13 protein-coding genes are annotated in these 14,099 nt (G+C 65.2%); 6 read left to right on the top strand and 7 right to left on the bottom strand.

Going from position 1 to position 14,099, the window contains the following annotated elements:
- Positions 1-25: 25 nt before the first annotated feature.
- Positions 26-427: a PTS sugar transporter subunit IIA gene (locus XI04_RS25325; protein WP_007597752.1), complete on the top strand. Its 402-nt coding sequence runs from the start codon at positions 26-28 to the stop codon at positions 425-427.
- Positions 424-741: an HPr family phosphocarrier protein gene (locus XI04_RS25320; RefSeq protein ID WP_028139808.1), complete on the top strand. Its 318-nt coding sequence runs from the start codon at positions 424-426 to the stop codon at positions 739-741. The genes XI04_RS25325 and XI04_RS25320 overlap by 4 nt, the downstream gene beginning before the upstream one ends.
- Before the next feature lie 137 nt (positions 742-878).
- On the opposite strand, the gene XI04_RS25315 is transcribed toward XI04_RS25320, so the two are convergent.
- Positions 879-2,504 (bottom strand): glycosyltransferase family 39 protein, encoded by a 1,626-nt coding sequence (locus XI04_RS25315; RefSeq protein WP_097668970.1) that lies wholly within the window; start codon positions 2,502-2,504, stop codon positions 879-881.
- A 114-nt stretch (positions 2,505-2,618) separates the two neighbouring features.
- Here XI04_RS25315 and lepA point away from each other — a divergent pair, with 114 nt between their 5' ends.
- Positions 2,619-4,430, top strand: coding sequence for a translation elongation factor 4 (gene lepA / locus XI04_RS25310; RefSeq protein ID WP_028139806.1), 1,812 nt, complete (start codon positions 2,619-2,621; stop codon positions 4,428-4,430).
- A 397-nt stretch (positions 4,431-4,827) separates the two neighbouring features.
- On the top strand, positions 4,828-6,048 hold the full coding sequence (locus tag XI04_RS25305) for an MFS transporter (protein WP_028139805.1): 1,221 nt from the start codon (positions 4,828-4,830) through the stop codon (positions 6,046-6,048).
- Positions 6,049-6,092: 44 nt separating this feature from the next.
- Here XI04_RS25305 and XI04_RS25300 read toward each other — a convergent pair whose 3' ends face one another.
- The 5 genes from XI04_RS25300 to XI04_RS25280 are packed head-to-tail and all read right to left on the bottom strand — an operon-like array spanning position 6,093 to position 11,382.
- Positions 6,093-7,325 carry an efflux RND transporter periplasmic adaptor subunit gene (locus tag XI04_RS25300; RefSeq protein ID WP_271609195.1) on the bottom strand — a complete coding sequence of 411 codons (1,233 nt, stop codon included), beginning with the start codon at positions 7,323-7,325 and terminating at the stop codon, positions 6,093-6,095.
- A 2-nt stretch (positions 7,326-7,327) separates the two neighbouring features.
- Positions 7,328-9,691, bottom strand: coding sequence for an ABC transporter permease (locus tag XI04_RS25295; protein WP_212429366.1), 2,364 nt, complete (start codon positions 9,689-9,691; stop codon positions 7,328-7,330).
- Positions 9,692-9,696: 5 nt separating this feature from the next.
- A complete protein-coding gene (locus XI04_RS25290; protein WP_271609194.1) occupies positions 9,697-10,404 on the bottom strand; it encodes an ABC transporter ATP-binding protein in 708 nt (235 codons plus the stop codon).
- Positions 10,405-10,456: 52 nt separating this feature from the next.
- Positions 10,457-11,131: a methyltransferase family protein gene (locus XI04_RS25285; protein WP_271609193.1), complete on the bottom strand. Its 675-nt coding sequence runs from the start codon at positions 11,129-11,131 to the stop codon at positions 10,457-10,459.
- Positions 11,131-11,382 (bottom strand): DUF2933 domain-containing protein, encoded by a 252-nt coding sequence (locus XI04_RS25280; protein ID WP_028139800.1) that lies wholly within the window; start codon positions 11,380-11,382, stop codon positions 11,131-11,133. Before XI04_RS25280 ends, XI04_RS25285 begins: the two co-directional genes overlap by 1 nt.
- 180 nt (positions 11,383-11,562) lie before the next feature.
- Between XI04_RS25280 and XI04_RS25275 the strand changes: the two genes are divergently transcribed.
- The gene (locus XI04_RS25275; protein WP_028139799.1) at positions 11,563-11,811 is read left to right on the top strand and encodes a hypothetical protein; all 249 of its coding nucleotides are present in this window, start codon (positions 11,563-11,565) and stop codon (positions 11,809-11,811) included.
- Positions 11,812-11,968: 157 nt separating this feature from the next.
- Here the strand turns inward: XI04_RS25275 and XI04_RS25270 are convergent, their stop codons facing one another.
- Positions 11,969-12,715: a hypothetical protein gene (locus XI04_RS25270; RefSeq protein ID WP_271609192.1), complete on the bottom strand. Its 747-nt coding sequence runs from the start codon at positions 12,713-12,715 to the stop codon at positions 11,969-11,971.
- Positions 12,716-12,911: 196 nt separating this feature from the next.
- On the opposite strand from XI04_RS25270, the gene XI04_RS25265 reads away from it, so the two are divergent.
- On the top strand, positions 12,912-14,063 hold the full coding sequence (locus XI04_RS25265) for an acyl-CoA dehydrogenase family protein (RefSeq protein ID WP_271609191.1): 1,152 nt from the start codon (positions 12,912-12,914) through the stop codon (positions 14,061-14,063).
- The last annotated feature ends 36 nt before the right edge of the window (positions 14,064-14,099 follow it).

Genomic DNA, 14,099 nt, shown 5'->3' with positions numbered 1-14,099 from the left:
AAAAGCGCCCGCGAGGAGTTTTCCGATGATTGGTCTAGTACTTGTGACCCACGGGCGCCTTGCCGACGAATTCAAGGCAGCGCTTGAACATGTCATGGGCCCACAAAAGCAAATCGAAGCGATCACGATCGGTGCCGAAGATGATTCCGATCTCTGCCGAAGTGACATCATCGAGGCGGTTAACCGCGTCGATTCCGGCGACGGCGTTGCGATCCTCACCGACATGTTCGGCGGCACGCCGTCGAACCTTGCAATATCCTGCATGAGCCGGCCCAAGGTCGAAGTGCTCGCGGGCATCAACCTGCCCATGCTGGTCAAGCTCGCCAAGGTGCGCGAGGAGCGTCCGCTGCCCGACGCGATCGCGATGGCCCAGGAAGCGGGACGCAAATACGTCACCATCGCCAGTCGCGTGCTCGCCGGCAAATGAGCGACGAGGCGCCACAAGCGGGGACAGGCGTGCCCGCGGGCGCGATCTCCAAGGACCTCCTGATCATCAACAAGCGCGGCCTGCATGCCCGCGCCTCCGCGAAATTCGTCCAGGCTGTCGAGCGCTTCGATGCGCAGGTCTGGGTGACGCGCGGTGGCGAGACGGTTGGCGGCACCTCGATCATGGGCCTGATGATGCTTGCCGCCGGACCGGGCACGACGATCACCGTCGCCGCCGCCGGCACGGATGCCGAAGCTGCGCTCGCGGCGATCACCGAGCTCGTTGAAAGCAAGTTCAACGAGGAAGGGGTTTAGGCCCCTCTCGCGCTACACGCTCAGTGCCGTAGGGTGGGCAAAGCGAAGCGTGCCCACGACTTTTCTGCGATTAGCGCGAGATGGTGGGCACGGCGCTTCGCGCCTTTGCCCACCCTACGAGACCGAGAACGTCGCAATCACTTCGCCGGTGGCGCGATGTAGACGTTCCAGCTCATCGCCGGGCCGGCCTTGCCGTGGGTGAAGCGGCGCGTGGTCATCACCACGCGCTCGGCGGTCGGCGCGACCTCCGAAATCCACTTCTCGAACTTGGGCAGGCGTTCGTCGGTCGCATCGAACACGCCGATGAAGCCGTATGTCTTGACGTCGTCGAGCGAGGTCAGCCCGGACGCCCAGGCCTCGTTCGGCGTGAACGGGCTGGGGTGATCGGGGCTGTAGAACACCATCGGCTGGATCGTCTCCATCGTCCCCGCAACGACCGCCCAGCGCGAGGCGAAGCGCGCGTGCCAGGCCTGGGTCAGCTCGCGCGCGAGCTCGGAGCGCGCGCCATAGGTCGCCGTGTTGCCGGCATTGGCCGTCATCTCGCGTGCGGCGATCCAGGGCGAGGCGGCGAGCGTGGCAACGCTGAGCACGAGCCAGATCGCGGCGATGTTGAACAGGCTCGCGCCCTGCACCCGCAGCGTGGGAATCGCGACCAGCGCGAGCGGCACCAGGAAGAACAGCGAGATGCCCCAATCGGTCTTCAGGTAGACGCCGAAGACCAGCGCGCCGAGCGGCGGGCCGAATGCGACGATGATCTGGATCATCCACACGTTCAGCGCCTGCGAGACATTGACGCCCGGATTGGCGCCGCGCGCCCAGGCGCGCGTGACGATGCGCAAGGGCGCGCGCAGCAGCAATGTGAACGACGGCGGCACCAGCGCCATCGCGAGCCCGGCCAGCGCCACCGGCAATGCCAGCAGCCCGAGATTATGCAGCATGTAGCCGGTGACGAGCTGATGCACCTGGCCGCTGTCCGCGAGGCTGTAGGTGTCGCCGGCATAGGTCAGCGGCACGAAATGCGCCTCGGCCAGCCAGACCACGTGCGGGATCATCGCCACGACCATCGTCACGATCGCGACCCACGGCGCCGGCGATACCAAAAATCTCATCCGCTCCGGATGGATCAGCGCGGCGAGCCCGATGGCGCCGATCATGGTCAGCACCCAGTATTTGGTCATCAGCGCCAGCGCGCCGGCAAGGCCGAGCAGGACTCCGGACCGCCAGCTCCGCTTCTCGAACGCGTTGAGATAGGCGAGCACCAGCAGCGGCAGGGTGACGAGCTGGAGCAGATCCGGGTTGTACTTGAACCCCTTGAAATTGAAGATCGGGTAGAGCGCGACCATCACCACGACCAGGAACGCGCGCCGCGCGTCCACCACGCGCAAGGCAACCAGCCAGCAGATCACCATGCCGGCGCTGACCGTCGCCATCGCCAGCGCATAGGTCGCCCAGTCCGCCGCCGGGAACACCTTGAACCAGAGCCCGGCGACCCAGCCCGACAGCGGCGGATGCTTGCCATAGCCCCATAGGAATTTCTGGCCCCAGCCATAGGCCTCTGCGACGTCCATGTGAACGTCCTGCGCGGCCTTCAGATTGATCAGGATGAAGGTCCAGAGCACCGCATGGAGGATGGCGAGCTGGATCACCAGCCACAATCTCGCCTCGGGGCGGACCGCGCAGGCAACCAGCCAGGCCCGGAAGCGGCCAAAGCTCAGGCGGGCCTTCGTGCGCACTTCAGGGGAGGGAAGAGACGTGGTCGACATGGGCGCTTGCCTAGCGCGTTTTGGCCCATCGTGGAATCAGCTTGGCGTGAACAAAGGCCCTGAAATTACAGCAATATGGTTGCCGCACGGGGATGTGAGTGGTATCCCGCGCCCATGACGACCGTCCCCATTTCCAACATCCGCAATTTCTCCATCGTCGCCCATATCGACCATGGCAAATCGACGCTGGCCGACCGTCTGATCCAGATGACCGGCGGCCTCTCCGACCGCGAAATGGCGGGCAAGGAGCAGGTGCTCGATTCCATGGACATCGAGCGCGAGCGCGGCATCACCATCAAGGCGCAGACGGTGCGGCTTTCGTACCGCGCCAAGGACGGCAAGGATTACATCTTCAACCTGATGGACACGCCCGGCCATGTCGACTTCGCCTACGAAGTCTCGCGGTCGCTGGCGGCCTGCGAAGGTTCCCTGCTGGTGGTCGACGCCAGCCAGGGCGTCGAAGCGCAGACGCTCGCCAACGTCTACCAGGCGCTCGACAACAATCACGAGATCGTCCCGGTCCTGAACAAGGTCGACCTGCCCGCGGCCGAGCCCGAGAAGATCAAGCAGCAGATCGAGGACGTCATCGGCATCGACGCCTCCGACGCGGTGATGATCTCGGCCAAGACCGGCCTCGGCGTGCCCGACGTGCTGGAAGCCATCGTCACCCGCCTGCCGCCGCCGAAGGGCGACCGGAGTGCGACCTTGAAGGCGCTGCTGGTCGACAGCTGGTATGACGTCTATCTCGGCGTCGTCGTTCTCATCCGTGTCGTCGACGGCGTCATGAAGAAGGGCAGCCGCGTGCGCATGATGGGCACGGGCGCCGCCTATGACGTCGAGCGCGTCGGCTTCTTCACGCCGAAGATGCAGCAGGTCGACGAGCTCGGCCCCGGCGAGATCGGCTTCATCACCGCCGCGATCAAGGAAGTCGCCGACACCCGCGTCGGCGACACCATCACCGACGACAGGAAGCCTGTCACCGAAATGCTGCCGGGCTTCAAGCCGGCAATCCCCGTGGTGTTCTGCGGCCTGTTCCCGGTCGACGCCGACGATTTCGAAACGCTGCGCGGCGCCATGGGCAAGCTGCGCCTCAACGACGCCAGCTTCTCGTTCGAGATGGAGACCTCGGCCGCACTCGGCTTCGGCTTCCGCTGCGGCTTCCTCGGACTTCTGCATCTCGAGATCATTCAGGAGCGGTTGTCGCGCGAGTTCGATCTCAATCTGATCGCGACTGCGCCGAGCGTCATCTACAAGATGAAGCTTACCGACGGCCAAGAGATCGAGATCCACAATCCCGTCGACATGCCCGACGTGGTCAAGATTGCCGAGATCCAGGAGCCCTGGATCGAGGCCACGATCATGACACCCGACGAATATCTCGGCAGCGTCCTCAAGCTGTGTCAGGACCGTCGCGGCTCGCAGAAGGAGCTGACCTATGTCGGCTCCCGCGCCATGGTGAAATACGATTTGCCGCTCAACGAGGTCGTGTTCGACTTCTACGACCGCCTCAAGTCGGTCTCCAAGGGCTACGCCTCGTTCGACTATCATCTCACCGACTACAAGCCGGCCGACCTCGTAAAGATGCAGATCCTCGTCAACAACGAGCCGGTCGACGCGCTCTCGATGCTGGTCCACCGCACCCGCGCGGAGGGGCGCGGCCGCGCCATGGTCGAGAAGATGAAGGAGCTGATCCCGCCGCACATGTTCCAGATCCCGATCCAGGCGGCGATCGGCGGCAAGGTGATCGCCCGCGAGACGGTGCGCGCCCTGCGCAAGGACGTCACCGCAAAATGTTACGGCGGCGACATCACGCGTAAACGAAAACTTCTGGAGAAGCAGAAGGAAGGCAAGAAGAAGATGCGGCAGTTCGGCAAGGTCGACATCCCGCAGGAAGCCTTCATTGCCGCGCTGAAGGTGGATAGCTGAGGCGGGGGTAAGCTTTCACAGTCACATCAGCCGCCGTCATGCCCGGGCTCGTCCCGGGCATTTGCGTTTTGGCCGGGACCCGGCGAAACAAAAATATCGAAAACAACCCCATGCACATTAGGCGAAGGCTTGTCTGGATTGGAGTTTTCGATTTTTAGAAATCAATTTGACCCATCGGGCAAAACAGTGGCACGATGGCATTGCGCAATTGCGCATCTGAGAATCCATCGTACAGCAGGCAACACGGAGAGATGGATTCTGGGTTCGCGCCAAGTGGCGCGCCCCGGATGACGACGGGTTACGAAAACGCGCAGCCGCCAGCCTTGCCCTCCGCCGTCTGATAGGCCACCATCCCTCCCGCGCCTCACCAACAAAACCAACAGCGCTGAGGAAACGCATGAGCAAGGCATCACGCTTCGACTATGGCTGGGTCGTGGTCGCTGCAGGCGCGCTGATGACCTGTGTGGGCTTCGGCACGATGCTGTCGCTGGCAGTGTTCCTGCAGCCGATTTCGGAAGCGATGGGCTGGTCGCGCGCCGGTGTATCGGCGGCGGCAACGCTGGATTTCCTCTGCATGGGATTTGCCGCGTTCCTGTGGGGCGCGCTGTCGGACCGGTTCGGCACGCGCATCGTGGTTCTCGCGGGAAGCGTTCTGCTGGGGCTCGGTCTCGTCACGGCGAGCCAGGCGACAAGCCTGTGGCAATTCCAGCTTTGCTTCGGCGTGCTGATCGGCATTGCCGCCGGCAGCTTCTACGCACCGATGATGGCGCTCGCGAGCGCGTGGATCGAGACAAACCGCAGCCTTGCGGTGGCGCTGGTTTCCGCCGGCATGGGCGTGTCGCCGGTGACGATCGCGCCGACTGCGAGCTGGCTGATCACGGCCTATGACTGGCGCACCGCGATGCTGGTGATCGGCATCGCTTCGTGGGCGCTGCTGATCCCGGCCTGCTTCCTGGTGCGTCCGGCGCCGGTGGCGGCGGGCGCCGCCACGGCAGACGCAACACCGGAGGTCGAGCTGACCGCGGCGCAGGCGCTGCGCACGCCGCAATTCATCGCGCTCGCGGCGGCGCATTTCGCCTGCTGCGCGGCGCATTCCGGCCCGATCTTCCACATGGTGGCCTATGCGATGGTGTGCGGCATCGCACCGCTCACGGCGGTGACGGTCTACAGCGTCGCCGGCGTCTCGGGCCTCGGCGGCCGCCTGCTGTTGGGCGCGCTGGCCGATCGCATCGGCGCGAAGCCCGTGCTTGTCGGCGGCCTGCTCGTGCAGGCGATGTGCATCGCGACCTATCTCGCAGTGGCGCAGCTCGGCGAATTCTACGCGCTCTCGGTGGTGTTCGGCCTCGCCTATGGCGGGGTGATGCCGCTGTATGCGGTGCTGGTCCGCGAATTCTTCGGCGCGCGCATCATGGGCACCGTGTTCGGCGCGGTGTCGGCCTTCGCCAGCCTCGGCATGGCGCTCGGACCGTGGGCCGGCGGGCTCGTGTTCGACAATTTCCAGCGCTACACATGGCTGCACGCCGGCTCCTTCGCGATCGGCCTCGCCGCCGTCGCGGTGGCGCTGAGCTTCCCGACGAAACGCAGGCCATCGCTCGACCTGGGCCGCGCTGCGGCCTGACACCTGCATATCGCTCTGCTCGGTAGCGTGCCGGCGCGGGCCCTCTACTCTCTTTGCGCGATCCTAGTTTCATCGGAGATCCGGTCACTTGGATGCAGCACGACGCGGTCTCCGGCAACGAGACCCGAGAGAACCTCCGCGAGGCGGTTGTTGCGGTGGCCGATCTGGACGAGAGTCGTCCGGGCCCGGCCGTTCTGGTCGACAAAAACGGCCCACTGATCGCCTCTCCGGAACAAAGCGCTTACCGGCACGGACAGGGCGTCCTGGGCGCTCCATGTCGTCACATGCACAACGACGCGGTAGTCGTGGCCAAGCGAGGCCCAATTCTCTGGCGGGTCGCTGAAATCGATGGTGACCCGGACCCGCTGTTCCTCGATACCCAGCGCCGAAACCTTCAGGAAGCCGGCGGGGTCGACACGGACCACCTTGCCCCTGATCGGCTGCCCGCCCCAGCCGTCGATCCGCACGGGCGCGCCAACCTTGATCTGCACGGCATCGATCGACAGCAGGTCAGCCACAACCTCCAGATCGAGCGGGTTGCCGATGTCGATCAACGACGTCCCGGGCAGAACCGTCGCCTCGCTGTCCTGGATAATCTTCAGCACCCGTCCGCTCGCCGGCGCGAGCACGCGGACGCAGCACATCGGCTCCGCTGACGGCGCGGCATTGGCAGGGTCCATCAGCCGCGCCGCAAGACTGGTGCGCACTGCGCGACGCATCTCGATCTGAGCCTTCGCACTAGCCAGGGCGGCTTCGTTGGTGGCGACCTCGAATTTCGCCTTGTCGAAGGCCTGAGCCGAGGTGGACTGCGTCCGCAGCAGCGTCTGCGCCCGCTGGAACTCGGTCCGGGAGAAGTCCAGCGCGGCCTCGATCCGCTTCACTTCGGCCTCCTGCTGCTGAATGGCCGCATCGGCAGCCAGCACCTCGGCCTGAAGCTGGTCGCGCGAGCGCACGTCGATGAATCCCGGCAGCGTCGGCTGCATGAGAGCGACGACGGTCTGGTTGGCGGACACCTCGTCGCCGACGTGAAGCGAAGGTCCCTGCTCGCCGAGCGGATGCGAAATCCTGAGGACCTTTCCAGCGATGGGCGCCGAGACCGTGTAGACGTGGCGAACATGCGTCTTGCCGTCATCGTCCGCGGTAACTTCGATCGGACCCTTGGCCAGGGTTGCGAGATCGACCAGAACCGGGCGCGGCCAAGCAAACCAGGCCAGCCCGCTCGCGATGGCGGCTAGAAGCGCAGCGCCGATGAAACGTTTGGTCCAGTTGGCCGACATGGCTAGTCTCGCGTCTTGAGGACCGCGACGAGGTCCAGTTTGTCGATGCGTTCGCGGATGACCGCGGCGGAGGCGACGGCAGCCAGCACCACGACGGAAGTCGCGATGACGTAGGTGGAATGCTCGACGACGAGGCGGACACGCATCAGCTCGCCGGCCAGATTGGACTTCATCACCCATGCAAGCCCATAGCCCATCACCCAGCCCGGCGGCTGCGCTATCAGGGTGAGGATGGCGAGTTCGAGCAGGAGGATGCGCAGCACCTCGCCGCGCGTGAAGCCAAGCACGCGCAGGCTCGCCAGCTCGCGCGCCCGTTCGGACAGTGAGATTCGGGCGTTGTTGTAGACCACGCCAAACGCGATCACGGCGGCGAGACCGGTGTAGATGCTCGCCATTGTGGTGACGAGCAGTGCGACCGTATTGCGGAAGTTCGCGAGCGAGACACGCTGCAGCGCCACGCCGCCAACCGTCGGCATGGACTTCACCGCCGCGTAGAAATCCTCCCTCCGGCTCTCGTCGAGGCTGAGGTTCACACTGCTCACGACCGGCGCTTCACGCATCAGCTTGCGGAGCGCCCCAATCTCCATCATCCCCCTGATGCCGAAATAATCCTCGACCGTCGCCACGACCGGCGTCGTGACCGTGCGACGGGTACCCTCCAGCATATCGAGTTCGACGGTGTCACCGGCGCGGACGCCGAGGATCTGAGCTAGCATGCCGGACAGCGCAAGGCCCGTCTCGGGCAGCGCGACCGGATGAAGGTCGGCGTCGATGATACGCCGCAAGTCTGCATCGGCGGGCCGGCCGCTGATCATGATCCGGCGTTCGACGTTGCCGTGGCGAATCCGGACGGGCACCTCTCGGAACGGTTCGGCCGAGAGAACGCCCGGCAGTCGGCTCACCTGCTCCACCACGTTCGCGATGCGCTTCTCGGCAAAGCCGATGGTCGCATCCTGCCGGTCGGCGAGGAAGTAGGTTACGTCGATCAGGTGCTCCATCGAGTCCCGCGTGAACAACGAGACGACCAGGATGGCCGTGGCCAGCGCCATGCCAAGCGCCGTGAACGCGGCGCGCGCAGGATGCCGCGCGATGTTGCGTATCATCATGAGCGTCGGCTGCGATACGATCTGGTCGAGCTGAATGCTTGCCGGCAACAGCCGCCGATAGACCGGTGGCGCGGGCGGTTGCATTGCAACGGCCGGCGGCAGCTTGACCACGTCCCGCAGCGCCCGCAGCGCGCCGATGGCAGCGGCAGCCGCGCTGAGCGCGCCGGCGGTGACGTACAGATCCGGCGCCTTCGCGAATACCAGGAACGGAAAGTGGAAGAAGTCGCCGAACAGGGCGGTGACGCGCAATCCGAGCCAGGTGCCGGCGACGCCGCCCAGGAGAATTCCGGTCGCAACGATCAATGCCACGAACTTCAGATAATGCAGCACGACGCTGCGGTCCGAATAGCCGAGCGCCTTGAAGAGGCCGATCTGTTCGCGCTCGAGCGCGACCAGCCGGGTCAAAGTGAGGTTGACCAAGAACGCGGCCACCAGCAGAAAGATCGGTGGCAACGTGCGGCTCATGTTGTTGAGCATGTCGAGTTCATGATCGAGCCAGGCGTGCGAGGTCTGGTCCTTCCGCCCATGCGCCGCCTGCCCGCCATACGGGTCGAGCAACGCGTCGACCCGCGCGATCACGTCGCGCTCCGACGCCCCAGGCTGCAGCTTGACTGACACCGCCGAGAATGCGCCATCGAGATCATAGACACTGGCGAGCGACTTCTCCGACATCCAGACGATGGCGTAGCGGCGATCGTCCGGCATCAGATCGCCAGGGCCGACGGTGTAGACGAATTCGGGTGACAACGCGGTGCCGACAATCACGAGTTCGCGCTTCTTGCCATTCAGGATGGCCGAGAACCGCGCCCCTTCCGAGAAGCCGTGAGCCCGGGCGAACGGCTCGTTGACGACCACCTCCTCCGTCCGTCCCGACTCCGGGAACCGTCCGGACCGCATGTAGAGCCGGTTCAGATGCGCTTCGCCGTTGTCGGGCAGCGAGACGAACTGCGCGCTGGCCGGCTCCGAGAAGCCGGGAATGTCCAGCAGCGCCGGCTTAGCGATACGAGCATCGACGGCGGCGACGCCGGGGATCTCGCCGATCCTACCGGTGAGCGCCTTGGGCGCGCGCTTCGCTTGAGCGAACACGTCGGCGAAGCCGTAACGTTCGTAGTATGCGATCCGGGTTTCCTCGAGCGAGCGATGGGAGCCGACCGCGAGCACCAGCGTCGCAACGCCGCCGCCGACGACCAGCGCGACGGCGAGCACCTGCGCCCAGAGCCTTCTGACGTCGCGAAACAGCTTGATATCGAGCACCGTCATGGCCGTCACCAGGTGAGCTCGGCGGCTTGCCGCCGTCTCTCGTTGTTCTGAATCCGGGAGATCCGGCCGTCAGCGAAGAACAGCACCCGGTCGGCAACCTCCTGAATGCTGGCGTTGTGCGTGATGATGATAGTGGTGGTGCCGAGCTGCCTGTTCACCCCGAGCAGCGCTTCGATGACCCGAATGCCGGTCTTCGAGTCCAGCGCCCCGGTCGGCTCGTCGCACAGCAGCACGGCCGGTCGCTTCGCGATGGCGCGGGCAATTGCGACGCGCTGCTGCTCGCCGCCGGAGAGCTGGGCGGGGAAGTGATGCATCCGCTCTTCCAGTCCAACCAGTGCGAGGGCCTCGTCGGGCCGCATCGGGTCCTGGGCGACTTCGGTCACCAGCGCAACGTTTTCATAGGCCGTAAGGCTCGGCACCAGATTGTAGAACTGGAAGACGAAGCCGATATGGTCCCGGCGATACCTGGTCAGTTCGCGATCTCCGAGATCCGTCAGGTCGAGATCGCGGAAGAACAGCCTGCCGCTGGTCGGGCGGTCGAGACCACCCATGATGTTGAGCAACGTGGTCTTGCCGCTGCCGGAGGGGCCGAGCAGCACGACCACTTCCCTCTCGGCGATTTCGAGGCCGACATCGTTGAGGGCGTGAACCATCACCTCGCCGGAGACGTAGGTCTTGGTCAGGACTTTCGCGGTGAAGACAGGCTCGCTCATCGACGTCCTTTCGAGCCTCCATCGTCATCCGACGGAATCTTCCTCCCCAAAGTCAGCCGAGACGATAGCCGCCGGAAGAGCCGCGGCCGAACAGCCGACGGGGATGGGGTAGGAAGGCCGGGACTTCCGAAGCGTACTTCGCGTAGGCCTCGCCGAATTCGGCCCGGGCGTCCCGCTCCTCGTCTCGCGCGAGCTTGACGTACATCACGGTCAGGACGGGAAACATCGCCAGCGTGAGGATGGTCGGCCACTGCAACAGGAAGCCGAACATCACCAGCACGAAGCCGACATATTGCGGATGCCGCACGTAGCTGTAGGGGCCGGACGTCGCGAGGCTTCGGGTCTGCTGCGCGTCGTACAGCACCCGCCAGGCGGCAGAGATCAGGATGAACCCCGCACCGATGAAGATGAAGCTCAGGACGTGGAACGGTCCCGCGTGCGGATTGGTTTTCCAGCCGAACATCATCTCAAGCAGGTGGCCGGCATCATGCGAGAACCAGTCGACATTCGGGTAGCGCGACTGCAGCCAGCCCGACAGGAAATAGATGGTGAGCGGGAAACCGTACATCTCGACGAACAGCGCAACCAGAAACGCGCTGAACGCGCCGAACGAGCGCCAGTCGCGGGGCGTCTGCGGCTTGAAGAAGCTGTAGGCGAACAGGATGAACACCGCCGAATTGACGATGACGAGGCTCCAGAGACCGTAAGCTGGCGCGGTGTCGTGCATCACGCGCTCCCTCGATCGTTCGGCCGACCGCCATGATGGTGCCCGTGTCCGCCATGCATGAAGATATGCATCAGCGGACAGGCGAGGAGCGGCAGCCAGACCAGGAGCCCGAGCACATGGGCCCGATGCTCGGTGAACAGGAGCGCGCCGCCGATGACCAGGAACCCCGCCAGGACCAGCCCGGCCTTCGCCTTGGTGGACATGCCCTCCTGCGGGCGTTCGCCATACCCGAAATGGTTTTGGACGGTCATGATACGCTCCAGCGATCGATACAGCATAGGAGCACCGCTGCCGTCATTGTTGACGCAGATCAACGGCTCATCGGTCCTGAGGGGCGGCCATGACCGCGCCAGGGTTCCGATTTGCGATTTCTCAAGATGGACTTTTCGCAGCAGCTTATCGTGAGGCTTCCGCAACCAGGGAGAACGACCATGATCACCAAGAAGCTTCTCGCCGCCGTCGGCGTGGTTTCCCTGCTGGCTGTTCCGGCAATGGCCGATAGCACCGACAAGGAAAAGAACGGTCATCACTACAGCGGTGGCCCCAAGACCGAAGTACCGCATCACATGGGCAAGAAGACAACAAGCGGCTCCTCGGCGAAGACCAGTTCGGGCGGTCATCATTACACGGGCGGACCGAACACCTCGTCGCCGCATCACATGGGCGACAAGACAAAGTGAATCTGTCTAGCGCCGGCGTGTAATGGTCTCAGGCTGGCTGCGACACCAGCCGCCGCCAGAGAGCTAACACAGGCGACACTTTATGGTCCGGATCGCTTTCGGAGCGCAGCCGGCGGACGAGGCCGCACCGCTGCCGCCGCGGGCCCGGGATCACCGATCAATTCACCGCTCGCAGCGCGGCCGTGAAGGCGGCGAGATCGGTTCGTGCCGTCTCGTCCGGAGCCCATGTCGGAAGGTCAGCAAGCTGCTCGATCACGCGGGCCCGATCCTGCGGCAGCAGGAATCTCGCCCAGACCTCGCGCGTGTCGCGGATGGCGGCGGCGACCAGACGCGCGTTGGCGGATTTGCCCGCGCCCTGGATCGCCCCGCAGACGGTGCCCAGGATGAATTCGGCGGCACTGCGGCGGAAGCCCGTAAATCCCTCCTGGCGGATGCGGGTGCGCTGCTCCGGCGCAAGGCTCGCCATGAACAGCTCGCCCGCAACCGCTTCGCGCGCCATTCCGCGGATGACAAAGTTCATCGCCGCCGCGTACTGATCGCCATAATCGGTCATGTTGCGCTGAAGCGTCGCAAGATCGGGCTGCGCCCCCGGCTTCGAGCCATAGAGTGCGAACAGCTTGTAGGTCGCGTTGGCGGCGTCCATCCAGTCCATCAGCCAGCTCATGTCGCTCGCTTTCGCCGGCGGCAGCGCCCCCAGGGCCTCAACATCGAAGACGCGGCCGAGCAGCCCGGTGGTCTCCGGCCGGGTCAGGTCGGGTCGCTCCCCTTTTTTCGCAACGCCTTCGACGTAGACCCGGAACATCCGCGCGGCCTCGCCCGCGGCGGCGGCATCACGGGGCCCATCCTGCGCCAACGCCGGCGAAGCGAGCGCGAGCAGGACGATGAGGATTCTGACGATCGGCATGGGCAACCTCATCCGGCAAGATACGCGGTGCCGTTCGCGGCGATGGCGGTTGTTGGTCGCGAGGCGCGCCGCCGAGGTTCACGGCCGGTCCTTCTTGCGGCGGCGCGCGCGAAGAGGGCCGCAGCTTGATCCTCCCCGTCAAATAGACCACCATCCCGTCCTCACCGCTCACGACAGAGGGGGCGAGGAAACGCGAATGTCGGAGCTTCCCGGACCTGATCTCGTCGAACGTGCCCGCGCCATCGCGCCGCTGATGGCGCGCGAAGCGGACGAGATCGAGCGGACACGGCGGCTGACGCCCTCCGTGGTCGCGGCGCTGATTGAGAACGGATTCTATCGCGCCCTGCTGCCACAGAGCCTGGACGGAGCGGAAGTCCCCATCGAGATCTTCATGCAGATGCTGGAGGAGATCGCCAAGGCCGATGCCTCCACCGCATGGTGTCTCGGCCAGTGCAGCGTCTGCGCGATGATCGCGGCCTCGCTCGACCGCGATGCCGCGCAGGAGATCTTCAACACCGCGCCTGGAATCCTGGCGTGGGGCGCGATCGCGCACGAGGCGCGTGCAGTCGCGGGCGGTTACCGCGTCACGGCGCGGTGGGATTTTGCCTCCGGCTCCCGGCAGGCGAGCTGGCTGGGGGCGCATGTGCGCATCCTCAGCGCTGACGGGGCGTCGCGCAAAAATGCCGATGGCTCGCCGGAGGTGCGGACCATTCTGTTTCCTGCCGCAAGCGCGACGTTGCACGACGTCTGGCAGGCGATCGGGCTCGCCGGCACCGGCACCGATTCCTACGAGGTGAGCGACCTCTTCGTCCCCGAGCGCTTCACGGCGTTCCGCGACGTGCCGTCAGGCTTGCGCGAGACCGGCCCGCTCTACAGGATCGGCACCGGCTCTGCCTTCAGCCTCGGCTTTGCCGCGGTGTCGCTCGGCGTGGCACGCGCGACGCTGGATGCGGCGGTTGCGCTGGCGCGCGAAAAGCGCCCCTCGCTGACGGCCGGCGCGATGCGCGACAACGGGTCGGTCCAGGGCCTGATCGGCCGCACCGAAGGCGATTTGCGTGCCGCGCGCGCCTATCTCTATGCGACCGCGACTGCGATGTGGCGCGACCTCTGTGCGACCGGCGAATTCGGCGCAGCGCACCGCAGCGCGGTTCGCTTGGCCGCGACCTGGACCATTCATCAATCAACAAAGGTGGTCGACACCGCCTATCACATGGCCGGCGCGACCGCGGTGTTTCGCAGCAACCCCTTCGAGCGCCGGTTTCGCGACATGCACGCCATCGCCCAGCAGATCCAGGCGCGCGATAGCCATTACGAGGATGTGGGAAAGGCGATCGTGGCGGGAGGTTGAAGGCCAATCGCAACGACGGTGAGCTCCCTCGCCCCG

The sequence above is a fragment of the Bradyrhizobium sp. CCBAU 11430 genome, from assembly GCF_028128855.1.
Classification (GTDB): domain Bacteria; phylum Pseudomonadota; class Alphaproteobacteria; order Rhizobiales; family Xanthobacteraceae; genus Bradyrhizobium; species Bradyrhizobium ottawaense.
The sequence above is the reverse complement of the archived record's forward strand: the minus strand, read 5'-3'. Positions and strand labels throughout refer to the sequence as shown.